At 69.2% G+C, this 22,191-nt stretch carries 21 protein-coding genes; 7 read left to right on the top strand and 14 right to left on the bottom strand.

The window, feature by feature from the left end; genetic code table 11:
• The first annotated feature begins 79 nt into the window (after nucleotides 1–79).
• Nucleotides 80–1,036, top strand: a complete 957-nt coding sequence (locus HWX08_RS14465; RefSeq protein WP_069257443.1) for a sugar-binding transcriptional regulator — start codon at nucleotides 80–82, stop codon at nucleotides 1,034–1,036.
• 43 nt (nucleotides 1,037–1,079) lie between these two features.
• Here HWX08_RS14465 and HWX08_RS14460 read toward each other — a convergent pair whose 3' ends face one another.
• Complete coding sequence (locus HWX08_RS14460) at nucleotides 1,080–2,327, bottom strand: MFS transporter (RefSeq protein WP_244122751.1); 1,248 nt, start codon at nucleotides 2,325–2,327, stop codon at nucleotides 1,080–1,082.
• The gene (locus tag HWX08_RS14455) at nucleotides 2,324–3,520 is read right to left on the bottom strand and encodes a serine hydrolase domain-containing protein (RefSeq protein ID WP_174923133.1); all 1,197 of its coding nucleotides are present in this window, start codon (nucleotides 3,518–3,520) and stop codon (nucleotides 2,324–2,326) included. The genes HWX08_RS14460 and HWX08_RS14455 overlap by 4 nt, the downstream gene beginning before the upstream one ends.
• Nucleotides 3,521–3,633: 113 nt before the next feature.
• On the opposite strand from HWX08_RS14455, the gene HWX08_RS14450 reads away from it, so the two are divergent.
• Nucleotides 3,634–4,518, top strand: coding sequence for a LysR family transcriptional regulator (locus tag HWX08_RS14450; protein ID WP_069257446.1), 885 nt, complete (start codon nucleotides 3,634–3,636; stop codon nucleotides 4,516–4,518).
• Nucleotides 4,519–4,544: 26 nt separating this feature from the next.
• On the opposite strand, the gene HWX08_RS14445 is transcribed toward HWX08_RS14450, so the two are convergent.
• The 9 genes from HWX08_RS14445 to HWX08_RS14405 form a co-directional block, all read right to left on the bottom strand.
• Nucleotides 4,545–5,654 carry an ABC transporter ATP-binding protein gene (locus HWX08_RS14445; protein ID WP_174923135.1) on the bottom strand — a complete coding sequence of 370 codons (1,110 nt, stop codon included), beginning with the start codon at nucleotides 5,652–5,654 and terminating at the stop codon, nucleotides 4,545–4,547.
• Between the two features lie 62 nt (nucleotides 5,655–5,716).
• Nucleotides 5,717–6,400: an HAD family hydrolase gene (locus HWX08_RS14440; protein WP_174923137.1), complete on the bottom strand. Its 684-nt coding sequence runs from the start codon at nucleotides 6,398–6,400 to the stop codon at nucleotides 5,717–5,719.
• Complete coding sequence (locus HWX08_RS14435; RefSeq protein ID WP_174923139.1) at nucleotides 6,397–7,248, bottom strand: carbohydrate ABC transporter permease; 852 nt, start codon at nucleotides 7,246–7,248, stop codon at nucleotides 6,397–6,399. Before HWX08_RS14435 ends, HWX08_RS14440 begins: the two co-directional genes overlap by 4 nt.
• Nucleotides 7,245–8,198 carry a carbohydrate ABC transporter permease gene (locus tag HWX08_RS14430; RefSeq protein ID WP_174923140.1) on the bottom strand — a complete coding sequence of 318 codons (954 nt, stop codon included), beginning with the start codon at nucleotides 8,196–8,198 and terminating at the stop codon, nucleotides 7,245–7,247. Before HWX08_RS14430 ends, HWX08_RS14435 begins: the two co-directional genes overlap by 4 nt.
• Nucleotides 8,199–8,297: 99 nt before the next feature.
• The gene (locus HWX08_RS14425) at nucleotides 8,298–9,623 is read right to left on the bottom strand and encodes an ABC transporter substrate-binding protein (protein ID WP_174923142.1); all 1,326 of its coding nucleotides are present in this window, start codon (nucleotides 9,621–9,623) and stop codon (nucleotides 8,298–8,300) included.
• 58 nt (nucleotides 9,624–9,681) lie between these two features.
• Nucleotides 9,682–11,034, bottom strand: a complete 1,353-nt coding sequence (locus HWX08_RS14420; protein WP_174923144.1) for a D-tagatose-bisphosphate aldolase, class II, non-catalytic subunit — start codon at nucleotides 11,032–11,034, stop codon at nucleotides 9,682–9,684.
• A complete protein-coding gene (locus tag HWX08_RS14415; protein ID WP_174923146.1) occupies nucleotides 11,022–11,978 on the bottom strand; it encodes a sugar kinase in 957 nt (318 codons plus the stop codon). Before HWX08_RS14415 ends, HWX08_RS14420 begins: the two co-directional genes overlap by 13 nt.
• A 99-nt stretch (nucleotides 11,979–12,077) precedes the next feature.
• Nucleotides 12,078–12,854, bottom strand: a complete 777-nt coding sequence (locus HWX08_RS14410) for an L-iditol 2-dehydrogenase (RefSeq protein WP_174923148.1) — start codon at nucleotides 12,852–12,854, stop codon at nucleotides 12,078–12,080.
• A 56-nt stretch (nucleotides 12,855–12,910) separates the two neighbouring features.
• The gene (locus tag HWX08_RS14405) at nucleotides 12,911–13,180 is read right to left on the bottom strand and encodes a hypothetical protein (protein WP_175807072.1); all 270 of its coding nucleotides are present in this window, start codon (nucleotides 13,178–13,180) and stop codon (nucleotides 12,911–12,913) included.
• Nucleotides 13,181–13,183: 3 nt separating this feature from the next.
• Here HWX08_RS14405 and HWX08_RS14400 point away from each other — a divergent pair, with 3 nt between their 5' ends.
• Genes HWX08_RS14400 through HWX08_RS14385 form a run of 4 tightly spaced genes read left to right on the top strand, consistent with a single transcriptional unit; the run spans nucleotide 13,184 to nucleotide 16,286 of the window.
• A complete protein-coding gene (locus HWX08_RS14400; RefSeq protein ID WP_174923160.1) occupies nucleotides 13,184–13,645 on the top strand; it encodes a Fur family transcriptional regulator in 462 nt (153 codons plus the stop codon).
• 46 nt (nucleotides 13,646–13,691) lie between these two features.
• Nucleotides 13,692–14,606 carry a metal ABC transporter solute-binding protein, Zn/Mn family gene (locus HWX08_RS14395; protein WP_174923154.1) on the top strand — a complete coding sequence of 305 codons (915 nt, stop codon included), beginning with the start codon at nucleotides 13,692–13,694 and terminating at the stop codon, nucleotides 14,604–14,606.
• Nucleotides 14,607–14,620: 14 nt separating this feature from the next.
• On the top strand, nucleotides 14,621–15,511 hold the full coding sequence (locus tag HWX08_RS14390; protein WP_069257457.1) for an ABC transporter ATP-binding protein: 891 nt from the start codon (nucleotides 14,621–14,623) through the stop codon (nucleotides 15,509–15,511).
• Nucleotides 15,504–16,286: a metal ABC transporter permease gene (locus tag HWX08_RS14385; protein ID WP_069257458.1), complete on the top strand. Its 783-nt coding sequence runs from the start codon at nucleotides 15,504–15,506 to the stop codon at nucleotides 16,284–16,286. The genes HWX08_RS14390 and HWX08_RS14385 overlap by 8 nt, the downstream gene beginning before the upstream one ends.
• Before the next feature lie 127 nt (nucleotides 16,287–16,413).
• Here the strand turns inward: HWX08_RS14385 and fghA are convergent, their stop codons facing one another.
• From fghA to HWX08_RS14370, 3 genes are all read right to left on the bottom strand, one after another.
• Entirely contained in the window at nucleotides 16,414–17,262 is an 849-nt protein-coding gene (gene fghA, locus HWX08_RS14380) for an S-formylglutathione hydrolase (protein WP_174923156.1), read from the bottom strand.
• 16 nt (nucleotides 17,263–17,278) lie between these two features.
• Complete coding sequence (locus HWX08_RS14375) at nucleotides 17,279–18,385, bottom strand: S-(hydroxymethyl)glutathione dehydrogenase/class III alcohol dehydrogenase (RefSeq protein WP_006483756.1); 1,107 nt, start codon at nucleotides 18,383–18,385, stop codon at nucleotides 17,279–17,281.
• Nucleotides 18,386–18,658: 273 nt separating this feature from the next.
• Nucleotides 18,659–20,110: a xylulokinase gene (locus HWX08_RS14370; RefSeq protein ID WP_175807070.1), complete on the bottom strand. Its 1,452-nt coding sequence runs from the start codon at nucleotides 20,108–20,110 to the stop codon at nucleotides 18,659–18,661.
• Nucleotides 20,111–20,549: 439 nt separating this feature from the next.
• Between HWX08_RS14370 and HWX08_RS14365 the strand changes: the two genes are divergently transcribed.
• Nucleotides 20,550–21,926 carry a nucleobase:cation symporter-2 family protein gene (locus HWX08_RS14365; protein WP_069257461.1) on the top strand — a complete coding sequence of 459 codons (1,377 nt, stop codon included), beginning with the start codon at nucleotides 20,550–20,552 and terminating at the stop codon, nucleotides 21,924–21,926.
• The last annotated feature ends 265 nt before the right edge of the window (nucleotides 21,927–22,191 follow it).

The raw sequence follows: 22,191 nt of genomic DNA, 5'->3' as shown, positions 1-22,191 counted from the left end.
GGTACAGTGGATGCCGTCATGCGGGCCGCCGGCCGGCCCGCGGGGCGGCCCCCCCCCAGCTCCAAACCGAATCGCTATCGTGTCCAAGTCCTCAGAAAAACTCGATCTCGCCACGCGTGCCGCGTGGCTCTACTACGTCGCGGGCGACACGCAGAACGAAATCGCGGAAAAGCTGCAGGTCTCGCGCCCGGTCGCGCAGCGCCTCGTCGCGTTCGCGGTCGAGAAGAACCTGATCCGCGTCCGTGTCGACCACCAGCTCGCCGACTGTCTCGATCTCGGCGCGCAGCTGTCGAAGCGTTACGGCCTCGCGATGTGCGAAGTCGTGCCCGTCGATGCCGATGCGCCCGATGCGATCGACCGCAAGCTCGCGGTCGCGGGCGCGCAGGTGATGGAGCGCTACCTGAACGAAACGCGGCCGATGGTGATCGCGGTCAGCAGCGGCCGGACGCTGAAGGCCGCGGTCGCGCAGATCGCGCAGATCGATCGCCCGCAGCACCGGCTCGTGTCGATGGTCGGCGCGATCGCGGCCGACGGGTCGTCGAACCGCTACGACGTCGCGCAGTACATCTCCGAGAAAACCGGCAGCAAGCACTTCCTGCTGCCCGCGCCGCTGTTCGCCGACAGCGACGCCGAGCGCGCGCAGTGGTGCAATCACCGGCTGTACCGGATCGTCGAGGCGCTGTCGGGCCAGGCCGACGTCGCGTTCGTCGGGATCGGCAACATCGGCCCGCACTGCCCGCTCTACGAAGACGGCTTCATCACCGAACAGGAGCGCGACGAGATGACCGCGCTCGGCGCGGTGGCCGAGCTGCTCGGCGTGCCGATCGACGCGCAGGGCACGCGGATCGCCGTGTCGACGAGTGCGCGCGTGACGAGCGTCTCGCTCGCCACGCCGCCGAAGCGCCCGACGATCGCGTTCGCCGGCGGCCCGAAGAAACGCGACGCGGTGATCGCCGCATTGCGCGGCGGCTGGCTGTCGGGGCTCGTCACCGACGAAACCTGCGCGCGCGCCGCGCTCGACGCGAAAGCGGCCTGACGCCGAAGCCGCGCACGGCGCACCGCGCGCGGCAGTCGAACGCTCAAGCCCCGTGCGGCACCGGAAACGCATGGCGGCGCGCACGCCACGCGCCGACCCACGCAGCCGCCAGCAGCGCGACGAGCACCCACGGAATCGCGCCCGCGCCGGTCGCGCCGAGCAGCATCCCGCCCGCGATGCCGCCGCCGGCGATCGCGAGATTCCACACCGTCACGAGCATCGATTGCGCGACGTCGGCCGACTCCCCTGCCGCATTCGCGGCAGCGGTCTGGAACAGCGTCGGCGCGCCGCCGAACGCGAGCCCCCACAACGCGACGCCCACGTAGACGATCACCATTCCGGAACCGGCGCCGAGCATCGCCGCCGCGACCGCGAACAGCGCGATGCTGGCGAGCGTCAGGCGTCGCTGCGCGGCGCCGATCCAGGCGCCCGTCAGCGCAATGCCGGCGAGCGACGCGATACCGAACACCAGCAGCACCGCATCGATCTGCGCGCCCATCCGCACGCCGGCGAGAAACGGCGCAACGTATGTGTACAGCATGTTGTGCGCAAGCACGTACGCGAACATCACGGTCAGCACCGGCCGCACGCCGGGCAGCGTCATCACGCCGAGCACCGGCTCGCGTGCGCCGGCCTGCTGCCCCGGGTAATCGGGTACGCGCAAGCGGATCCAGCCGATCAGCGCGAGCGCCGCGACCGTGATGGCCGCGAACGCGACGCGCCAGCCGAACGTCGCGCCGACAGCGGTGCCGGCCGGAATGCCGATCGACATTGCTGCCGGTATGCCGAGCATCGCGACCGCGATCGCCCGGCCGCGCAGCGACGGGTCGACCAGCCGGCTCGCGTAGCCCGCCAGCAGCGCCCACAGCAGCCCGGCCGACATCCCGGCGACGAAGCGCGCGGCCAGCGTGAGCGCGTAGTACGGCGACGCGGCCGTCACCGCATTCGACACGACGAACCCGGCGAGCGCCGCGAGCAGCAGGCCGCGCCGGCGCATCGCGCGCGTCGCGGCGACGAGCGGAATCGCCGCGACGATCGAGCCGAGCGCATACACGGTCACGAGCTGGCCGATCAGCGCCTCGGTCACGCGCAGGTCGACGCTCATCAGCGGCAGCAGGCCGGCCGGCAGCGCTTCGGTGAGCACCGTGATGAAGCCGGCGGTGGCAAGCGCGAGCAGGTTCGCGACGGGCAGGCGCGCGCGGCCCGGTGCAGACGAGCCGGCTGCAGAATCGGCAGCCCGGTCGGCCCCCGACACGGAAACGGACGGGGAAGCGGATACGCATTCGCTCATGCCGCGCTCCGGTCGTCGACGCCATACACCGCATCGCGCACGTCGGTGACGATGCGCCCGTGCATCCCTTCGTACAACGTATTGGTCAGCGCGACGACCGTCAGCCCGGCCGCACGGTCGACGAACCACGCATGCCCGTATGCGCCGCCCCAGCGCCAGGTGCCGACCGACTCCGGCGACTGCGCGGCCGCCGGATCGCGCAGCACCGAAAAGCCGAGCCCGAAACCGAATCCCGGCGCATCCGGCAAGTCGTGCGCGCCCGGCTGCACCCGCGCCATCTCGTCGATCCAGCGCGGTGCGAGCCAGCCGTCGAGGCCCGTGCGCAGCGTATCGAGCAGCGTCAGGCAGTCGTGTGCGGTGCCGACCATGCCCGCGCCGCCTGATGGCCACGCGGTGGCATCGAACGCGCGCGCCGGCTCGAAGCGGATGCCGACCGTGCCGTCGAACACCGGCACGAGATCGTCGTCGGCCATCCGGCGCGGCGCGCCTGGCGTGCTCACGTAAGGCGTCGCGACGTGCGCGGCGTCGGGCGCGACGAATCCGGTATCGGTCATCCCGAGCGGCGTCGTGACGAGCGCGGCCACCGCCTGCGCGAGCGGGCGGCCGTCGACCGCTTCGATCAACGCACCCACCACTTCGGTCGCGAGCGAGTAGCCCCACGACGTGCCGGGCGCGAACTGCAGCGGCACACCGGCGATGCGCCGCACGTTCTCGGCGAGCGACTGGCTCGCGCGATCCATCCCGTCGGATACGCCTGCACGCGCATACGGGCCGTCGCCGTCCGCTTCGAAGAAGCGATAGCCGAGGCCGGCCGTATGCGACAGCAGATGCCGCAACGTGATGTTCACCGGCGTGCCGTCCGCGAGCGTCGGCGTGAACGCGGGCAACCAGCGCGCGACCGGCTCGTCGAGCCCGATGCGGCCTGCCGCGACCAGCCGCATCGCGGCGGCCGTCACGATCGGCTTCGACACCGACGCGAGCCGGAACACCGTGCCCTCGCGCATCGGCGTGCCGGCTTCGCGATCGGCCAGCCCGGCCGCGCGTGCATAACGCAATTCGCCGTCGCGGGCGACCAGCACGACCGCGCCGACCACGCGCGCGTCGGCCAGCGCGCGATCGAGCACGGCGTCGAGCCGCGCGCGCAGCGCGGCGTCCGGTTCTCCGCGGTGGGTGGTGACAGGCAGGGATGACATGGCGTGACCTCGAACGATGAAAGAACGCCCATCGTAGGGAGCCGACGCGTGAAGAAAAACCGGGGTAGAGTTCCGGACACTCCGGACATCGATGTCCACAATCGGGAACCTGCATGGAAAATCTGGGCGGTTTCGTCGTATTCGTTCAGGTCGCGGAAACACGCAGCTTCGTCGCGGCCGGCCGCGCGCTCGGGCTGTCGGCCTCGGCGATCGGCAAGCGCATCGCGCGCCTGGAAGCGCGCCTCAACGTGCGACTGTTTCACCGCAGCACGCGCAGCATCACGCTGACGGCCGAAGGCGCGCGCTTTCTCGAACGGTGCCGGCGCGTGATCGCGGAGATCGACGCGGCCGAGCAGGAACTGACGCACAGCGCCGAAGCGCCGCGCGGGCGGCTGCGCGTGAGCCTGCCGACGATCGGCACGCTGCTGCTGCCGGTGCTCGCCGATTTCATGGCTGCGTATCCGGAGATCGAGCTCGACATCGATTTCAGCGACCGGCTCGTCGACGTGGTCGACGAAGGGTTCGACGCTGTGCTGCGCACCGGCCAACCGTCGGATTCGCGGCTGTCGTCGCGGCTGCTCGGCCATTTCCGCCAGCACCTCGTCGCGTCGCCCGACTACCTCGAGCGGCACGGCACGCCACTCACGCCAGCCGATCTCGCGCGGCACCGCTGCCTGCACTACCGCTTCCCCAGCAGCGGCCGGCTCGAGATCTGGCCGTTGCGCGCGTCGCGCGCCGGCACACCGCCGGAGGTGCCGGTATCGATGGTCAGCAACAACGCGGAAACACGGCTGTGCTTCGCGCTGCGCGGGCTCGGCATCGCATGCCTGCCCGAGTTTTTCGTACATGACGCGCTGGCCGACGGCACGCTGCGCACGGTGCTCGACGAACACGTCGAGAGCCGCACGCCGTTCTACGTACTGTGGCCGTCAGGCCGCCATCCGACGCCGAAGCTGCGCGCGTTCGTCGACTACGTGGCCGGGCACCTGCGCCTCTAAGCACCGCAGGCGCACGTGCCGACGCATCACGCTGCCTTCGCGTGCACGCTCAGCCGCCGGAACGCCTGCCCGTTTTCGTCGAACAGATGGCAGTGCTCGGCCTGCGCGTGCACGCGCAGCGCCTCGCCGGTGCGGTACGTGTCGAGCGGCGGAATCCGCGCGATCAACCCGTCCGGCGCGACCGCCGACTCCGCATACAGATACGCGGCATCGCCGAGCGACTCGACGGCCATCGTCTTCGCGGCCACGCCGGTAGCCGCCGTTTCGACTTTGAGGTGCTCGGGCCGCACGCCGACCGTCACCGCCGCGCCGCGCTGCAGCGCCGCCGCGTCCACCGCGACGCGCTGTGTCTCGCCGCTGTCGAAACGCACGAGCACGCCGCCCGCATCGACCGATTCGACCGTGCCTTTCAGGAAGTTCATCTTCGGCGAACCGATGAAGCCCGCGACGAACAGGTTCGCCGGCGCGTGATACAGCGCGTTCGGCGTGCCGACCTGCTGCACCGCGCCGCCCGACAGCACGACGATCTTGTCCGCGAGCGTCATCGCCTCGACCTGGTCGTGCGTCACGTAGATCATCGTCGTCTTCAGCTCGTCGTGCAGCCGCGCGAACTCCAGCCGCATCTTCACGCGCAGCGCGGCGTCGAGGTTCGACAGCGGCTCGTCGAACAGGAACACCTTCGGCTTGCGCGTGATCGCGCGGCCGATCGCGACGCGCTGCCGCTGGCCGCCCGACAGCTGCTTCGGCTTGCGGTCGAGCAGGTGGTCGATGTGCAGGATCTTCGCGGCCTGCTTCACGGCCTGGTCGATTTCCGGCTTCTTCGCGCCGGCGAGCTTCAGGCCGAACGCCATGTTGTCGTACAGCGTCATGTGCGGATACAGCGCATACGACTGGAACACCATCGCGATGCCGCGCTTCGCGCTCGGCACGTCGTTGACCTTCGCGCCGTCGATCAGCAGCTCGCCGCTGGAAATATCCTCGAGGCCCGCGATCATCCGCATCAGCGTGGATTTGCCGCAGCCGCTCGGGCCGACGAACACGACGAATTCGCCGTCGGCGATGTCGAGGTTCACGTTGCGCAGCACTTCGGTCTCGTCGTAGCGCTTTGCGATGTTGCGCAGGAGCACGCTTGCCATGATCTGTCTCCGTTCGTTCGTGATGCGCCGCGTCGAACGCGGCGCGCAATCATTCGGGGTGGCTAGTTCGGCAGCACCGCGCCGGTCGCCTGCCAGCGCGCGACGTAGCCGGGCAGCTCGTGCATGTCGTCGAATACGTGACGCGCGCCGATCCCGCGCAGCGCGTCGATCTGCGCGGCCGACGCATGCCCGCCGCCGACGAAGCCGAGCACGGTCATGCCGGCCGCGGCGGCCGCTGTGATACCGGTCGCGCTGTCCTCGACCACGAGGCACTGCGCAGGCGCGACGCCGAGCGTGCGCGCGGCCGCGAGATACACGTCCGGCGCCGGCTTCGGCCGCGCGACGGCGTCCGCGCAGAACAGCCGGTCGCCGAAGAAGCGCGCGAGGCCGGTGCGCGCGAGCGCCGCGTCGACGTACGCGCGGTAGCTGTTGCTCGCGCACGCCTTCGTCAGTTCGATCGCCGCCAGCGCCGCATCGATGCCGTCGACCATCGGCGCATTGACGGCCGCGTCCTCCACCGCCGCGCGGATGTCGGCGACGTCGTCGTTCGACAGCGTGCGGCCCAGCGCTTCGCCCGCGCCGGCCAGCACGCGCTCGATGCGCAGCCCGAGCAGCGGCATCACGGCCGGCCGCGCGTCGATGCCCGGCCAGCGCGCATTGAGCTCGCGCACGAGCACGTCGGCCGCCACCGCCTCGCTGTCGATCAATACGCCGTCGCAATCGCAGATCAGGACGTTCGTCGTCATTTGACCGCTCCGAACGTGAGCCCGCGCACGAGCTGCTTCTGCGACAGCCAGCCGACGATCAGGATCGGCGCGACCGCGAGCAGCGAAGCGGCGGACAGCTTGGCCCAGAACAGCCCTTCAGGGCTCGAGTACGACGCGATGAACACGGTCAGCGGCGCCGCGTTCGAGCTCGACAGGTTGATGCTCCAGAACGCCTCGTTCCACGACAGGATCACCAGCAGCAGCGCGGTGGACGCGAGCCCCGGCAGCGCCATCGGCATCAGCAGGTAGACGATCTCCTGCCACGTCGACGCGCCGTCGATGCGTCCGGCTTCCAGGATGTCCTTCGGAATCTCGTTGAAGTACGTGAAGGTCATCCACACCGCGATCGGCAGGTTGATCAGCGTGTAGACGATCACGAGGCCCGATACGGTATCGAGCAGCCCGGCGTTCTTCCACAGCAGGTAGATCGGCACGAGCACGCCGACCGACGGCATCATCTTCGTCGACAGCATCCACAGCAGCACCTTCTGCGTGCGGTGGTTCGGGAAGAACGCCATCGCGTACGCGGCCGGCACCGCGAACAGCAGCGAGATCACCGTGACGCCCGCCGAGATCAGCACCGAATTCCACGCGAACGAGAAGTAGTTGCTGCGCGCGAACACCTCGCGGAAGCTGTCGAGCGTCGGCATGAAGAACAGCGTCGACGCATACGCCTGCTGCTCGGTCTTGAACGCGGTGATCGCCATCCAGAAGATCGGGAAGAACAGCAGCAGCGCGATCAGCCACGCGAGCGTGCCGGGCAGCGCGCGCCGCACGAGGTCGAACACGGCCGGCGTGCGCCGGCCTTCCAGGGTCAGGTCGCTCATTTCTCGTACTCCCCCTTCAGGTTGCGCGCGAGCATCCGCACGAGGAAGAACGACACGACGTTCGCGACCACGACGGCAATGATGCCGCCGGCGGACGCGAGGCCGACGTCGAACTGCTGCAGGCCGAGCGCGTAGATCAGATATGACAGGTTGGTCGTCGCGTCGCCGGGGCCGCCGCCGGTCGTCGTGTAGATTTCCGCGAAGATCGACAGCAGGAAGATCGTCTCCATCATCACGACCACCGCGATCGCGCGCTTCAGGTGCGGCAGCGTGATGTAGAAGAACATCGCGATCGGGCCCGCGCCGTCGATGCGCGCGGCTTCCTTCTGCTCCTGGTCGAGCGACTGGATCGCGGTGAACAGGATCAGGAACGCGAACGGCAGCCACTGCCACGCGACGATGATGATCACCGCGGTGAGCGGGTAATCGGCGAACCAGTCGATCGGCGTCATCCCGAGCGCGCGCATCGCGGTCGCGACGAGCCCGTACACCGGGTGCAGGATCATGTTCTTCCAGATCAGCGCGGACACCGTCGGCATCACGAAGAACGGCGCGATCGCGAGCAGGCGCGCGACGCCCTGCCCGTAGAACTTGCGGTCGAACAGCACGGACATCAGCACGCCGCCGATCACCGTGATCGCGAGCACCGCGCCGATCAGCACGAGCGTGTGCCAGATCGCGGGCAGGAACGACGGATCGGTCGCGAGGAAGCGGTAGTTGTCGAACCCGGCGAAGCCCTTCACGTCCGGGTTCAGCAGGTTGTAGCGCGAGAACGAATACCAGATCGTCATCGCGAGCGGAATCGACATCCACAGCAGCAGCACCGCGACGGACGGCGAGACGAGCCAGCTCGCGCCGCCGCGCGCGCGACGCGGCGCGCCCGGCGGCGACGACGCGTCGCCGACCGACGGGGCGTGAGCATGGCTCAGGGGAAGACGCAGGTGACGCATGATCGGAGTCCCTCCGGTTGATGCGCGGGCGCGAAAGCCTGCCCGCCTGTCAGCTTCGACGACGCGCACCGTGCGCCATCGCGCACGGTGCGGGCCGCGTTACTTCTTGTAGCCGGCCTGGCGCACCGCGCGATCGGCGGCGGCCTGCCCGGCGGCGAGCGCCTGATCGACCGTCATCTGGCCGGCCACCGCACCCGCGATCGACTGGCCGACCACCGTGCCGAACGACTGGAATTCAGGAATCCCGACGTACTGCACGCCCGTGTACGGCACCTTCTTCAGCGACGGATCGTTCGGGTCGGCCGTCTCGATCGCCTTCAGCACGAAGTCCGAGAACGGCGCGGCGGCCTTGTACTCGGCACGCTGATAGGTCGACGTGCGCGTGCCAGGCGGCACCGACGCCCAGCCTTCGTCCTTGCCGACCATCTCGATGTACTGCTTCGACGTCGCCCACGCGATGAACTTGCGCGCGGCGTCCTGCTGCTTCGACGTCTTCGGCACGGCCAGCGCCCACGCCCACAGCCAGTGCGAGCCCTTCGGCGTGACGGCGACCGGCGCGGCCGCGAAGCCGATCTTGTCCGCCACCTGCGACTGCTGCTTGTTGTAGAGCATGCCGGCCGCGACCGTCGCGTCGATCCACATCGCGCACTTGCCGGAGGCCGTCAGCGTCAGGTTCTCGTTGAAGCCGTTCGAGCTCGCTCCCGGCGGGCCGTTCTTCTTCAGCAGGTTCACGTAGAACGTGATCGCCTTCTTCCACTCGGGCGACGTGAGCTGCGCATTCCAGTTCTCGTCGAACCAGCGCCCGCCGAACGTGTTCACGACCGTCGACACGTACGCCATGTTCTCGCCCCAGCCGGCCTTGCCGCGCAGGCAGATCCCGTAGGTGCCCTTCGCCTTGTCGGTGAGCTTGTCCGCGAATTCGGCGATCTGGTCGTAGGTCGGCTGGTCGGGCATCTTCAGCCCCTTCGCCGCGAACAGGTCCTTGCGGTAGAACGTCATCGAGCTCTCGACGTAGAACGGCAGCGCATACAGCTGGCCGTTGTACGACAGGCTGTCGCGCGCGGTCTTCACGATGTCGTTCAGGTCGTAGTCGGCAGGCAGGCCCGTGATCGGCGCGAGCCAGCCGCGCTTGCCCCACTGCGGCGCCTCGTAGGTGCCGATCGCCATCACGTCGAACTGGCCGCTGCCGGTCGTGATGTCGGTGGTCGCGCGCTGACGCAGCACGTTCTCCTCGAGGATCACCCAGTTCAGCTTGATGTCCGGGTTCGCCTTCTCGAACGCCGGCGACAGCTTCTTCAACTCGATCATGTCCGGGTTGTTCAGCGTCGCGATCGTCACCGTGCCGGCGGACGCGGCGCAGGCCGCCGTCGCGAGCGCGGCTCCGGCGAAACAGCGTGCGGCGGCATCGAGCATCTTTCGTTGCATGGCATGTCTCCTGTGTTTGTTCGAAGTGTCGTCGGTACTGCGTTTCGTTCGCGGCCCGTCATGCCGGCCGCTGCATTCCGCACGCGCGCGCGTAGTGCGCGATCACGTCGCGTATCCGGTGGCGCACCCACGCGCGCGGCTCCCTGGCGAGCCCGCCCGCGCGGCATGCCGCATACACGTCCGGCAGCCACTGCGCGACGAGCGTCTCCGGCACCGCCTGCCGCGCAAGGTTGTCGAACAGCTGCTCGACCGCGGCCGCGACGGCCGGCTGCAGCCAGTAGTAGCGGATCCGGTCGCTGTAGCTGAACTGGCGCGCGAGCCGCTGCTCGGTCTCGTCGCCGCGGTAGTACGGCGCCCAGTGCTCGGGCTGCGCGCGCATCGCGGCGTCGACCACGTCGCGCAACCGCGAGCGCTGCGCGGGCTCACCGATCAACGCATCCTCGATGAAGGTCAGCGCGAACAGCGCCTCGCGCAACGCGAACGTCAGCGCGGGCCCGACCTTCAGCACCGCGAAGTGGTCGCGCACCAGCGCGGCGAGCGCGCCCTCGGTCTGGTAGTCGGTCGAATGCGCTTCGAACACGAGGCGCGGTGTCTGCAGGATACTCGCGCCGAGCGACGCGGCCTTCGCGCTGTCGTAGTCGAGCACGTGGCGATCGTCGAAGTCGACGCCCGGCTGCGCGACGATCGCGACGACGCGCGCCCACGCCGCGTCGAGCCCGGCCGCGGCGAACGCACGGCGGTGCGCGTCGAGCGTCGCCGCGATGCTGTCGGCGCGCGTGACCGCGATCCGCGCGATCGCCGCATCGCCGTCGCTGCCGCCGAGTTCGCCGCCCGGCGTCGGCACTTCGGTGCCGATCACGTAGACGGGCGCGATGCCGGCGCGCGCAGCCGCCTCTTCCGCCGCACGGCACAGCTCGGCCGCGCGCGCGGCGATCGTGCGATCGTCGAGCCGCGCGGGATCGTCCGCGCACGCCATGCTCGCATCGAGATGGATCTTTTCGAAGCCGGCCTCGACGTACGCGGCGACCATCGCGCCGGCTTCGCGCATCGCGTCGGCCGCGCGGCGATGCCGCCACGGATTCGGGCCGAGATGATCGCCGCCGAGCACGAGCGCCGACGGCGCCAGCCCGCAACGCGCGGCGATCGCGTCGACGTCGCGGCGGAAATCGACGGGCGTCATGCCCGTATAGCCGCCGAGATGGTTCACCTGATTGCAGGTCGCCTCGATCAGCAGCGGCGAACCGTCCGCGCGCGCGGCTTCGCACGCGGCTTCCAGCACGAGCCGGTGCGCGCTGCAGATCGAATAGATGCCGCGCTGCGCATCCGCGCGGTTCGCATCGAAGATCATCCGCAGCACGGCGTCCGCATGGGCGGTGCGCGGGCGTTCGGCGAAGGTCGTCAGGCCGGACATGCGACACCTCGTTCGGTCAGGAAACGGTCGATCTCGGCCGCGCTGCTGTTGCCTTCCATCGGCCCGCGCCGTGTGACCGCGATCGCGCCTGCCGCGTTCGCGCGGCGCAGCGCGACGTCGATCGGCACGCCTGCGACGAGGCTCGCGACCAGCGTGCCGCCGAAGCAGTCGCCGGCGCCGGTCGGGTCGATTTCGTCGACCGCGAACGCCGGCGCTTCGGCGCGATTCGCGCGGTCGAACGCGACGCTGCCTTGCGCGCCGCGTTTCAGCACGACGCGCTCGAGCAGCGGATGGGTCGCGAGCAGGCCCGCGATCGCGCGCTCGGCCGGCTGCGGTCCGCAGAAGAACGGCAGGTCGGCTTCGCTCGGCAGGAACAGGTGGCAGGCCGCGAGCATCTCGTCGAGCGCCGCGCGCATCGGCCGGAAGCTCAGCATCTCGGGGCGCACGTTCGGATCGAACGACACCTTCGCGCCGGCGCGCGCGGCCTCGATCACGCCGCGCTGCACCGCCGCGATCGCGGATTCGCTCGTCAGCGACGAGCCCATCACGTGGAAGTAGCGGCAGCCGTCGAACATCGCGGTATCGACGTCGGATGCATCGACGCACGCGGCCGCGCTGGTGGACAGGCTGAAGACGAAGCTGCGCGAGCCGTCGTCGCGATACGCGACGAATGCGGTGCCGGTCGGACGTGCGACGCGGCGGATGCGCGCGACGTCGACGCCGTCGCGTTCGAGCCGCGCGACGATCGCGTCGCCGAACGCGTCGCGGCCGACGCAGCCCGCATACGCGACGCGTGCGCCGAGCCGTGCGGCCTGGTCGGCGAAGATCGCCGGTGCGCCGCTCGGAAACGGTCCCGCGAACTGACCCGGCGTATCGAAACCCTGGCCGCGCTCGGCGGCGACGAATTCCGCCAGCAGTTCGCCGGCGACGACGATCTCGGCCATCAGGCGACCCCTCCTCGAGCAACGGCGGCAGCCGCGGCGTGCGGCGCTGCCGCTGCGTCACGCGCCGGCCGGCGGTTGGTGCGGGCGAGCGGCGCCATGTCAGCTCATCCAGTTGCCGCCGTCGACGTTCAGCGTCTGGGCGGTGATGTAGTCGGCATCGGACGACGCGAGAAACAGCGCGGCGCCCGTCAGGTCGCCCGGCACGCCCATACGGCCGAGCGGCACGGCTTCGCCGACGAGCCGCTTCTTCTCGCCGAGCGGCCGGTTCTCGTAGCGCGCGAACAGCGCGTCGACCTGCTCCCACATCGGGGTATCGACGACGCCCGGCGCGATGCCGTTCACGTTGATCCGGTGCGGCGCGAGCGCGAGCGCGGCCGACTGCGTGTAGCTGATCACCGCCGCCTTGGTCGCGCAATAGTGCGAAACGAGCGCCTCGCCGCGCCGTCCGGCCTGCGACGACATGTTGACGATCTTGCCGCCACGCCCCTGCTCGACCATGCGCTGCGCGACCGCCTGCATCAGAAAGAACAGCCCCTTCACGTTGACCGCGAACAGCCGGTCGAACACGTCCCACGATTCGTCGAGGAGCGGGCGCATGTCGAACAGCGCCGCATTGTTGAACAGGATGTCGACGCCGCCGAAGCGCTCGATCGCCGTGGCGACGATGCGCTCGATGTCGTGGCGGCGCGTAACGTCCGCGGTGACGGCCACCGCGCGGCCGGGATTCGCCTCGATGAGCCGCGCGAGCGACCCGTCCGCCGGCTTCACGTCGACCAGCACGCAGCGCGCGCCCTCGTCCAGATAGCGTTGCGCGACCGCTTCGCCGATGCCGCTTGCGGCGCCCGTCAGGATCGCGACCTTGTCTTCCAGTCTCACTGGCTGTCTCCGGTTCGTTCTGCTTGACGACGGCTGGCGAGGTGAGCGAACGCTCGCTAGCCGATCAATTGCTCTGTTAGTGATCGAATGATCGGATACGCGATTCGCGCTGTCAAGGCGGCGTGACGGCTTTCTATGATGCGCCGCCGCACAACGACGCACGGCAACGGGCCGCCGCGCGCGCCCGGCAAGGCGCAGCCCGCACGGTGCGGCGCGGTCGAATCGGTGATGAAGGGAACGGAGCGAGGGCGGAAAGGGAATTCGCGCTGCACGGCGCGGCGATACGTTATATCATCGCCGTACTTTGTTTCATCGCGCTGCTTCACGCCATGGCTACCTCATCGTCCAATGACGCCCGGCTGTCCCGGGCCGACGCATTCGCCGCCGAGCACGGGCTCGCGTGGACGCCGTTGCGCCGTCAGGTCTACGAACGCGTGCTGGCCGCGCAGCGCCCGATCGGCGCGTACGACCTGCTCGCCGAACTCGAACCGCAGCGCGGCCGCGTGCCGCCCACGACCGTCTATCGCGCGCTGGATTTCCTCGTCGAGCACGGCTTCATCCACCGGATCGAATCGAAGAACGCGTTCTTCGCATGCTGCGAGATCGGCGTGCCGCACGAAGGCCAGTTCCTGATCTGCGATTCGTGCGGCGACACCGTCGAGATTCCCGGCGGCGACCTCGCGAAGCAGTTGTCCGCGAGCGAGCCCGCGCACGGTTTCGAAGTCCACCATCAGGTCGTCGAGCTGAGCGGCCTGTGCGGGCACTGCAAGCAAAAGCCCGCGCAGCGCTGACGCGTATCGCACGGCACCCGTACCGCCCCTTCCAACGAGGAGTTCCATGTCCATTGCCCTGAAGCGCGCGCCGCGGCGCGCCCTGTCGCCTGTCCGCTGGCTCGCCGCCGCCGTTGCCGCGCTGTCGCTCGCGGCGCCCGCGTTCGCGCAGGCCGCGACCGTCAACGTCGTCGCCGCCGAGAATTTCTACGGCGACGTCGCGTCGCAGATCGGCGGCAGCCACGTCGCGGTGACGAGCATCCTCAGCAATCCGGACCAGGACCCGCACCTGTTCGAAGCGAGCCCGAAGACGGCCCGCGCACTCCAGCATGCGCAGGTCGTGATCTACAACGGCGCCAACTACGATCCGTGGATGGGCAAGCTGCTCGGCGCGTCGAAGCAGGCGAAGCGCGCGACGATCGTCGTCGCCGATCTGGTCGGCAAGAAAGCCGGCGACAACCCGCACCTGTGGTACGACCCGGCGACGATGCCGGCCGCCGCGCGCGCGATTGCGGCAGCGCTCGGCCGTGCCGATCCGGCGAACAAGACCGAATACGACGCGAACCTGCAGAAGTTCGTCGCATCGCTGAAGCCCGTCGACGACAAGGTCGCCGCGCTGCGCGCGCAGTACAAGGGGCTGCCGGTCACGGCCACCGAGCCCGTGTTCGGCTACATGTCCGACGCGATCGGCCTCGACATGCGCAACCTGCGCTTCCAGCTCGCGACGATGAACGACACCGAAGCGAGCGCGCAGGACGTCGCCGCGTTCGAGAACGACCTGCGCAAGAAGCAGGTGCGCGTGCTGATCTACAACAGCCAGGCTGAAGAGCCGATGACCAAGCGCATGCTGAAGATCGCGCACGACGGCGGCGTGCCGACCGTCAGCGTCACCGAGACGCAGCCGGCGGGCAAGACCTTCCAGCAATGGATGGCCGCCCAGCTCGACGCGCTCTCGGCCGCGCTCGCTGCCGGCAAGCAATAAACGACCGTCACGACATGACCGCAACCCCTCACGCCCTCGCCGTCGATCGCGTCACGCTCGAACTGGGCGGACGCGCGATCCTGCGCGACGTCAGCTTCTCGATCGAGCCCGGCGAATTCGTCGGCGTGCTCGGGCCGAACGGCGCGGGCAAGACCACGCTGATGCGCGCCGTGCTCGGGCTCGTGCCCGTATCGGCCGGCACGCTGTCGGTGGGCGGCGTGCCGGTCGCGCGCGGCAACGCGTCGATCGGCTACATGCCGCAGATCCGCAGCGGCCTCGCGAGCCGCCGGATGCGCGGCTACGACTTCGTCGCGATGGCCGCCGACGGCCACCGCTGGGGGCTGCCGCACACGAATGCCGCGACGCGCCGCGACGTCGATCGCGTGCTCGACCTCGTCGGCGGCCAAACGCTCGCGCGCCGGCCGCTGTCGGAACTGTCGGGCGGCGAGCGGCAGCGCCTGCTGCTCGCGCAATGCCTGCTCGGCAACCCGAAGCTGCTGCTGCTCGACGAGCCGCTGATCAGCCTCGATCCGAACCACCAGCGCGGCGTGGTCGAACTCGTGCGCAATGTGCAGCGCGAGCTCGGCATCACCGTGCTGTTCTCCGCGCACGAACTGAATCCGCTGCTGAACGCGCTCGACCGCGTGCTGTATCTCGGCAACGGCGTCGCGGCGCTCGGCACCGTCGACGAGGTGATCACGAAGCCGGTGCTGTCGCGGCTCTACGGTTCACCGATCGACGTGATGCGCGTGAACGGCAGGATCTTCGTGATGTCGGGCGACGTCGAGATCGAGAAGCACGACCACGAACACGAGGACGACGACGGCCACTCGCACGGCGGTGGCGGCGGCCACGGCCATCATCACCACGGACACGCTCATCCCGGGCATTCGCACGATGTTTGAATACGATTTCATGATCAACGCCTTCGCGGCGGCGGGGATCGTCGCGGTGCTCGCGGGCATCGTCGGCTATTTCCTGGTGCTGCGCGGGCAGACGTTCGCCGGCCATGCGCTGTCGCACGTCGGCTTCACCGGTGCGACGGGCGCGGTGCTGCTCGGCATCTCGCCGATCTGGGGGATGGTCGGCTTCACGCTCGCGGCGGGCGTCGGGATGGGCGCCCTCGGCGAAAGGCTCGCGGGCCGCGACGTCGCGATCGGCGTGATCCTGTCGGGTGCGCTCGGCTTCGGGCTGCTGTTCCTGCATTTCTATACGTCGTTCGCGACGCAGGTCACCGCGCTGCTGTTCGGCAACGTGCTCGCGGTGAGCCGCGACACGCTCGCGGTGCTCGCCGGCATCGGCGCGGTGAGCCTCGCCGCGCTCGCGCTGATCGCGCGGCCGTTGCTGTTCGCGTCGCTGCAGCCCGAGCTGGCCGAAGCCAAGGGCGTGTCGCTGCGCGCGGTGTCGATGCTGTTCCTCGCGGTGTGCGCGCTCGCGGTGGCCGCGGCGACGCAGATCGTCGGCGTGCTGTTGGTGTTCACGCTACTGGTCGGGCCGGCGGCGGCTGCGCAGAACGTGTCGACGCGGCTGTCGACCGGCGTGCTGCTTGCCGCGCTGTTCGCGTTGTTCGAAGCGTGGGCCGGCATCGTGCTCGCGTATCACACCGACTGGCCGACGAGCTTCTGGATCACCGCGCTGTCGGCGCTCGTGTACGGCGCGAGCTTGTTGCGGCGTCACTGATCGCCGCCTGGCAGATCATCGCCCGACGAAGTGAAAAACGCCGGCGTGCCCGAGGGCAGCGCCGGCGTTTTCTCATGCGCCCGCCATCGCGTGTGGCGAGGCTTGCGTCACCTGCTTCCCGTTTCTCTCACCGCACAAGCACGCTCGCGTGATGCGCGAGGTGATCGGCGATGAACGTCGAGATGAAGTAGTAGCCGTGATCGTAGCCCGGATGGCGGCGCAGCGTCAGCGGCTGGCCGGCCTTCGCGCAGGCGGCTTCGAACACGTCCGGATTCAGCTGGTTCGCGAGGAACTGATCGGCGAGCCCCTGATCGACGAGGATGCCTTCCGCGAACTTCGGCGCGTCCGCACGCGCGACCAGCTCGCTTGCGTCGTGCGCCTTCCACGCTTCGCGATCGGCGCCGAGGTAGCCCGAGAACGCCTTTTCGCCCCACGGGCAGCGCGTCGGCGCGGCGATCGGCGCGAACGCCGACACCGACCGGTACAGGCCCGGATGGCGCAACGCGAGCGTCAGCGCACCGTGCCCGCCCATCGAGTGGCCGAAGATCCCGACCCGCGCGCCGTCGATCGGCAGCTCGGCCGCAACGAGTTCGCGCAGCTCGCCCGTCACGTACGACTCCATCCGGTAATGCGTCGACCACGGCGCTTCGGTCGCATCGACGTAGAAGCCCGCGCCGACGCCGAAGTCCCACGCATCGGTCTCGCCCGGCACGCCCGCGCCGCGCGGGCTCGTGTCGGGCATCACGAGCGCGATCCCGTGCTGCGCCGCGTATTGCTGCGCGCCGGCCTTGATCGGGAAAGTCTCGTCGGTGCACGTGAGCCCCGCGAGATAGAACAGCGCCGGCACGCGCCCCTGCGCGGCCTGCGGCGGCAGGTACACCGAGAACTTCATCGGCAGGCCGATGGCCGCCGACGCGTGACGGTAGAAACGCTGCTCGCCGCCGTGGCACGCATGCGAGGAAACGAGTTCGAGCATCGCGGTGCGCTCCCGGTCAGTACAGCACGACAGAACGGATCGACTCGCCGGCCTTCATCAGATCGAAGCCTTCGTTGATCCGCTCGAGCGGCAGCGTGTGCGTGATCAGGTCGTCGATGTTGATCTTGCCTTCCATGTACCAGTCGACGATCTTCGGCACGTCGGTGCGCCCGCGCGCGCCGCCGAACGCCGAGCCCTTCCACTCGCGGCCCGTCACCAGCTGGAACGGACGCGTGCTGATTTCCTCGCCCGCTGCCGCCACGCCGATGATGAACGACTGGCCCCAGCCCTTGTGCGTGCATTCGAGCGCCTGGCGCATCAGCTTCACGTTGCCGACGCATTCGAACGAGTAGTCGGCGCCGCCGTCGGTCAGCTGCACGATATGGTCGACGACGTTCTCGACTTCGTTCGGGTTGATGAAGTGCGTCATCCCGAACTTCTTCGCGAGCTCGACGCGCTTCGGGTTGATGTCGACGCCGATGATCTTGTCCGCGCCGACCATCTTCGCGCCCTGGATCACGTTCAGGCCGATCCCGCCGAGGCCGAACACGACCACGTTCGCACCGGCCTCGACCTTCGCCGAGTACACGACCGCGCCGACGCCCGTCGTCACGCCGCAGCCGATGTAGCAGATCTTGTCGAACGGCGCGTCCTCGCGCACCTTCGCGACCGCGATTTCCGGCACGACGATGTAGTTCGAGAACGTCGACGTGCCCATGTAGTGGAACAGCGGCTTGCCGTCGAGCGAGAAGCGCGAAGTCGCGTCCGGCATCAGGCCCTTGCCCTGCGTCGCGCGGATCTTCTGGCACAGGTTGGTCTTGCGCGACAGGCAGAACTTGCACTCGCGGCATTCGGGCGTGTAGAGCGGAATCACGTGGTCGCCCTTTCTCACGGTGCCGACGCCGGGGCCGACGTCGACCACCACGCCCGCGCCTTCATGGCCGAGGATCGCCGGGAAGATCCCTTCCGGATCGGCGCCCGACAGCGTGTAGTAGTCGGTGTGACAGATGCCCGTCGCCTTCACCTCGATCAGCACTTCGCCGGCGCGCGGCCCTTCCAGATCGACTTCCTCGATCGTCAGCGGCGCACCCGCCTTCCATGCAATCGCGGCTTTCGTCTTCATCGTGTGACTCCTGTCTGTGTGTGAGGTCGGCCCGGGTTGGCGCGTCAGCGCTCGTGTCGACCGGCGTGGGCGCGAGAACCGACGCCGGGCGCATGCTTCGCACCGGGTTCCATGCAAAGCTGTCGAAGCCGTGCCGCGCGGCGTCGCGCGCGGCACGGCGAAAGAATCGCGTGCTCGCCATGATCGCCGGTCCGGCCACGCATCGCGTGCGGGAAACGGTCGCCGGCTTGCCACGATGCGTCATCGCTGACGCAAAAGAACAAGTGCTCGAGTTTAAACGCCCGTCGTGAACCATGCATCCGTTCGCGCATACAGATCGACAAAGCGCGCACGGCGCGCGGCCAGCGCGCGATCGTCGCGCGGCTCGGCCACCGGCGACGCGGCCGGCGCCAGCGCGTGCAGCGCGTCCTCCCGCCAGTGCCCGATCGCGACGCCCGCGAGCAGCGCGGCACCGCGCGTCGCGGCGTTCGGGCAGTCGATCGCGTGGAGCGATGCGCCCAGCGCATCGGCCAGCAGCTGGCGCCAGCGCGGATCGACCGAGCCGCCGCCTGCGAGACGCAAGGTCGCGACCGGGTCGCGGCGATCGGCGTCGCGGATCGCATCGAGCCCGGCGCGCAACGCGAACGCGACGCCCTCGAACGCGGCGCGCATCATCGCGCCGCGCGTGTCGCCGAGCCCGAGACCGAGCCAGCCGCCGCGCGCATCGGGGTTCATCCACGGCGAACGCTCGCCCGTCAGGTACGGCAGGAAGCACAGGCGCTCCGACGCATCGTGGGCAAACGCATCGTCGTACGCATCGGTCCACTGCGCGTAGCCGAGCCAGCCGCGCACCGCTTCGAGCGCCAGCCCGACGTTCTGCATCGCGGCCATCGTGTAATAGCCGACGCCGGCCGCCGCGCGATAGCGATGCAGCCCGCGCCGCGCGGGCGGCAGCGTGTCGGCGAGCACGACGATCTGGCCGCCGCTGCCCGTCGTCAGCAGCGCATCGCCGGCGGCGGCGAGCCCGCTGCCGAGCGCCGCGCATGCGGTGTCGGCCGCGCCCGTCGCGAGCGGCACGCCGGCCGGCAGCCCGAGCGCGGCCGCCGCGTGCGCGCCGAGCGCGCCGCAGCGCGCGGTCGACGCGCGAACCGGCGCGAAGCGGTCGGCCGGCAGCCCGAGCGTGTCGATCAACGCGGTATCCCACCTGCCGTCGGGCGTCGCGAGCGCGGTCGCACAGGCGTCGCTCGGATCGGCCGCGACGTCGCCGCCCAGCGCGATGCGCAGCCAGTCCTTCGGCTGCACGGCCCAGCGCGCGGCGCGCAGCGCATCGGGTTCGTGCACGGCCAGCCAGCGCAGCAGCGGGCCGGCCATGCCGGGCGCGACGGGATTCGGCGCAACGGGCAGACCGGCGGCGTGCCACGCGGGCGCGTTCGCTTCGCGCACCGCGCGCGTGTCAGGCCACAGCAGCACGGGCCGTACCGGTTGCCCGGCCGCGTCGATCAGCACGACCCCGTGCATCTGCCCCGAGAAGCCGATCGCCGCGACCTGCGCGCGCTCGACGGCCGGCAACCGCGCGGCCGCGCGCACGAGCGCGTGCCACCAGGTATCGGGGGCGATCTCGGCCCAGCCCGGCCGCGGCGACGACAGCGCATAAGGTTCGCTCGCGACCGCGCGCTCGACGCCGCCGGCATCGAGCGTGACGAGTTTGACGGAGCCGGTGCCGAGGTCGATTCCGAGCAGGCGCATGACGTGTGGGCGAATTCGAATGAACGGATAGCCATGATAACGGGACCGCGATGCGCGCCCCGTTTTCTGTAGCTGTCGCGGCATGACGGAACGGCCGTCGCCTGCCGGGTGTCACCCGGCTGCACCTTGCGGGCAAAGACGGCCGTTCGCGGGTTAACCCGGCACGATTTTCAGCAGGCACTTTTTGCCACTATGCGGCCCACCCGATACACACCATAAGGCGACCTATATTTGGCATGGGGGCCGGCGCTATTTTGAAGGGCTATAAAACCGGGGAACCTCACTCCTGCGGCAGTTTCCCGATGATCGACACCCTGTTCCATGCCGAATTGGCATATCGAACCAGCAAAGAGCGGAATAGTACCCAGCGCTCTTGTTGCATGGATTCATTCCGAATAACTTCGTATCACCCCGAAAACAAGATCATGGAGTGAGACAGATGCAATCGAACACGGTCCATCCGTGCGATGAGGTGCTGCCGACCGGCAAGCTGGTAACGCTTGGCCTGCAGCACGTCCTCGTCATGTACGCCGGCGCTGTCGCCGTGCCGCTTATCGTCGGCGCCGCGCTCAAGCTGCCGAAAGACCAGATCGCGTTCCTGATCAGCGCCGATCTGTTTTCGTGCGGCATCGCCACGCTGATCCAGACGCTCGGCCTGTGGATCTTCGGGATCCGCCTGCCCGTCATCATGGGCTGCACGTTCGCGGCCGTCGGCCCGATGATCGCGATCGGCACGAATCCCGGCCTCGGCATCCTCGACATCTTCGGCTCGACCATCGCGGCCGGCATCATCGGCATCGTGCTGGCACCGATGATCGGCAAGCTGTTGCGGTTCTTCCCGCCGGTGGTGGTCGGCACCGTGATCGCGGTGATCGGGTTGTCGCTGATGGAAGTGGGCATCAACTGGGCGGCCGGCGGCGTCGGCAACCCCGAGTACGGCAGCCCCGTCTATCTCGGCCTGTCCCTGCTGGTGCTCACGCTGATCCTGCTGATCAACAAATTCGGCCGCGGCTTCATCGCGAACATCTCGGTGCTGCTCGGCATCGTCGCCGGCTTCGCGATCGCGTTCGCGATCGGCCGCGTGAATACCGACGGCGTCGCGCACGCACCGTGGGTCGGCTTCGTGATGCCGTTCCACTTCGGCCTGCCGCATTTCGACCCGCTGTCGATCGTGACGATGGTCACGGTGATGTTCGTCACGTTCATCGAATCGACCGGCATGTTCCTCGCGGTCGGCGACATGGTCGATCGCCCGGTCAACCAGGAGCGCCTCGTGCGCGGCCTGCGCGTCGACGGCCTCGGCACGCTGATCGGCGGCATCTTCAACTCGTTCCCGCATACGTCGTTCTCGCAGAACGTCGGGCTGATCGGCGTGACGGGCGTGAAGAGCCGCTTCGTGTGCGCGACGGGCGGCGTGATCCTCGTGCTGCTCGGGCTGTTCCCGAAGATGGCGCAGGTCGTCGCATCGGTGCCGCCGTTCGTGCTCGGCGGCGCGGGCATCGTGATGTTCGGGATGGTCGCGGCGAACGGCATCAAGGTGCTGTCGAAGGTCGACTTCGTGAACAACACGCACAATCTGTTCATCGTCGCCGTGAGCGTCGGCATGGGGCTCGTGCCGGTCGTGTCGCCGCACTTCTTCTCGAAGCTGCCGCCCGCGCTCGCGCCGATCCTGCACAGCGGCATCCTGCTGGCGTCCGCGTCGGCCGTGATCCTGAACATCGTGTTCAACGGCGTGAAAGGCGAAAAGGATGCGCGCTGCGACATCCGCCGCGCCGGACACGACTTCGACGGACGTCCCGTCGACGTGCATCACTGATCGCCACGCGCCGGGTGACGGCGCGAAGCGGTAACGAGAAACGCCACGGGGTGCCGTGGCGTTTTGTTTTTTGCGGGGATGGACAGTGAGGGATGCGCGGGTGAGCGTGCCGGGCGCGTGAAGGCTGGCCGCGGGTGCGTGGTGCGGGACGTCGATTGGTGGGGCGAATCAGTGTGGCTGGTGTGGTCGGCGTGGCTGGCGTGAGCGACTTCAGCGATGTCAGCGAACCGCGCGCATCGCTACGCCAACAATCTTCGCCCCGCAT

Origin of the sequence: Burkholderia metallica, from assembly GCF_902832845.1 — a bacterium.
Lineage (GTDB): Bacteria > Pseudomonadota > Gammaproteobacteria > Burkholderiales > Burkholderiaceae > Burkholderia > Burkholderia metallica.
This window is presented reverse-complemented; position numbering and strand designations above follow the sequence as displayed.

What these genes read in the sequence shown, in the direction of transcription:
- HWX08_RS14460 (WP_244122751.1), bottom strand. Translation starts at nt 2,327, where the DNA reads ATGAGCGAATGCGTATCCGCTTCCCCGTCCGTTTCCGTGTCGGGGGCC.
- HWX08_RS14455 (WP_174923133.1), bottom strand. Translation starts at nt 3,520, where the DNA reads ATGTCATCCCTGCCTGTCACCACCCACCGCGGAGAACCGGACGCCGCG.
- HWX08_RS14450 (WP_069257446.1), top strand. Translation starts at nt 3,634, where the DNA reads ATGGAAAATCTGGGCGGTTTCGTCGTATTCGTTCAGGTCGCGGAAACA.
- HWX08_RS14445 (WP_174923135.1), bottom strand. Translation starts at nt 5,654, where the DNA reads ATGGCAAGCGTGCTCCTGCGCAACATCGCAAAGCGCTACGACGAGACC.
- HWX08_RS14440 (WP_174923137.1), bottom strand. Translation starts at nt 6,400, where the DNA reads ATGACGACGAACGTCCTGATCTGCGATTGCGACGGCGTATTGATCGAC.
- HWX08_RS14435 (WP_174923139.1), bottom strand. Translation starts at nt 7,248, where the DNA reads ATGAGCGACCTGACCCTGGAAGGCCGGCGCACGCCGGCCGTGTTCGAC.
- HWX08_RS14430 (WP_174923140.1), bottom strand. Translation starts at nt 8,198, where the DNA reads ATGCGTCACCTGCGTCTTCCCCTGAGCCATGCTCACGCCCCGTCGGTC.
- HWX08_RS14425 (WP_174923142.1), bottom strand. Translation starts at nt 9,623, where the DNA reads ATGCAACGAAAGATGCTCGATGCCGCCGCACGCTGTTTCGCCGGAGCC.
- HWX08_RS14420 (WP_174923144.1), bottom strand. Translation starts at nt 11,034, where the DNA reads ATGTCCGGCCTGACGACCTTCGCCGAACGCCCGCGCACCGCCCATGCG.
- HWX08_RS14415 (WP_174923146.1), bottom strand. Translation starts at nt 11,978, where the DNA reads ATGGCCGAGATCGTCGTCGCCGGCGAACTGCTGGCGGAATTCGTCGCC.
- HWX08_RS14400 (WP_174923160.1), top strand. Translation starts at nt 13,184, where the DNA reads ATGGCTACCTCATCGTCCAATGACGCCCGGCTGTCCCGGGCCGACGCA.
- HWX08_RS14395 (WP_174923154.1), top strand. Translation starts at nt 13,692, where the DNA reads ATGTCCATTGCCCTGAAGCGCGCGCCGCGGCGCGCCCTGTCGCCTGTC.
- HWX08_RS14390 (WP_069257457.1), top strand. Translation starts at nt 14,621, where the DNA reads ATGACCGCAACCCCTCACGCCCTCGCCGTCGATCGCGTCACGCTCGAA.
- HWX08_RS14385 (WP_069257458.1), top strand. Translation starts at nt 15,504, where the DNA reads ATGTTTGAATACGATTTCATGATCAACGCCTTCGCGGCGGCGGGGATC.
- fghA (WP_174923156.1), bottom strand. Translation starts at nt 17,262, where the DNA reads ATGCTCGAACTCGTTTCCTCGCATGCGTGCCACGGCGGCGAGCAGCGT.
- HWX08_RS14375 (WP_006483756.1), bottom strand. Translation starts at nt 18,385, where the DNA reads ATGAAGACGAAAGCCGCGATTGCATGGAAGGCGGGTGCGCCGCTGACG.
- HWX08_RS14370 (WP_175807070.1), bottom strand. Translation starts at nt 20,110, where the DNA reads ATGCGCCTGCTCGGAATCGACCTCGGCACCGGCTCCGTCAAACTCGTC.
- HWX08_RS14365 (WP_069257461.1), top strand. Translation starts at nt 20,550, where the DNA reads ATGCAATCGAACACGGTCCATCCGTGCGATGAGGTGCTGCCGACCGGC.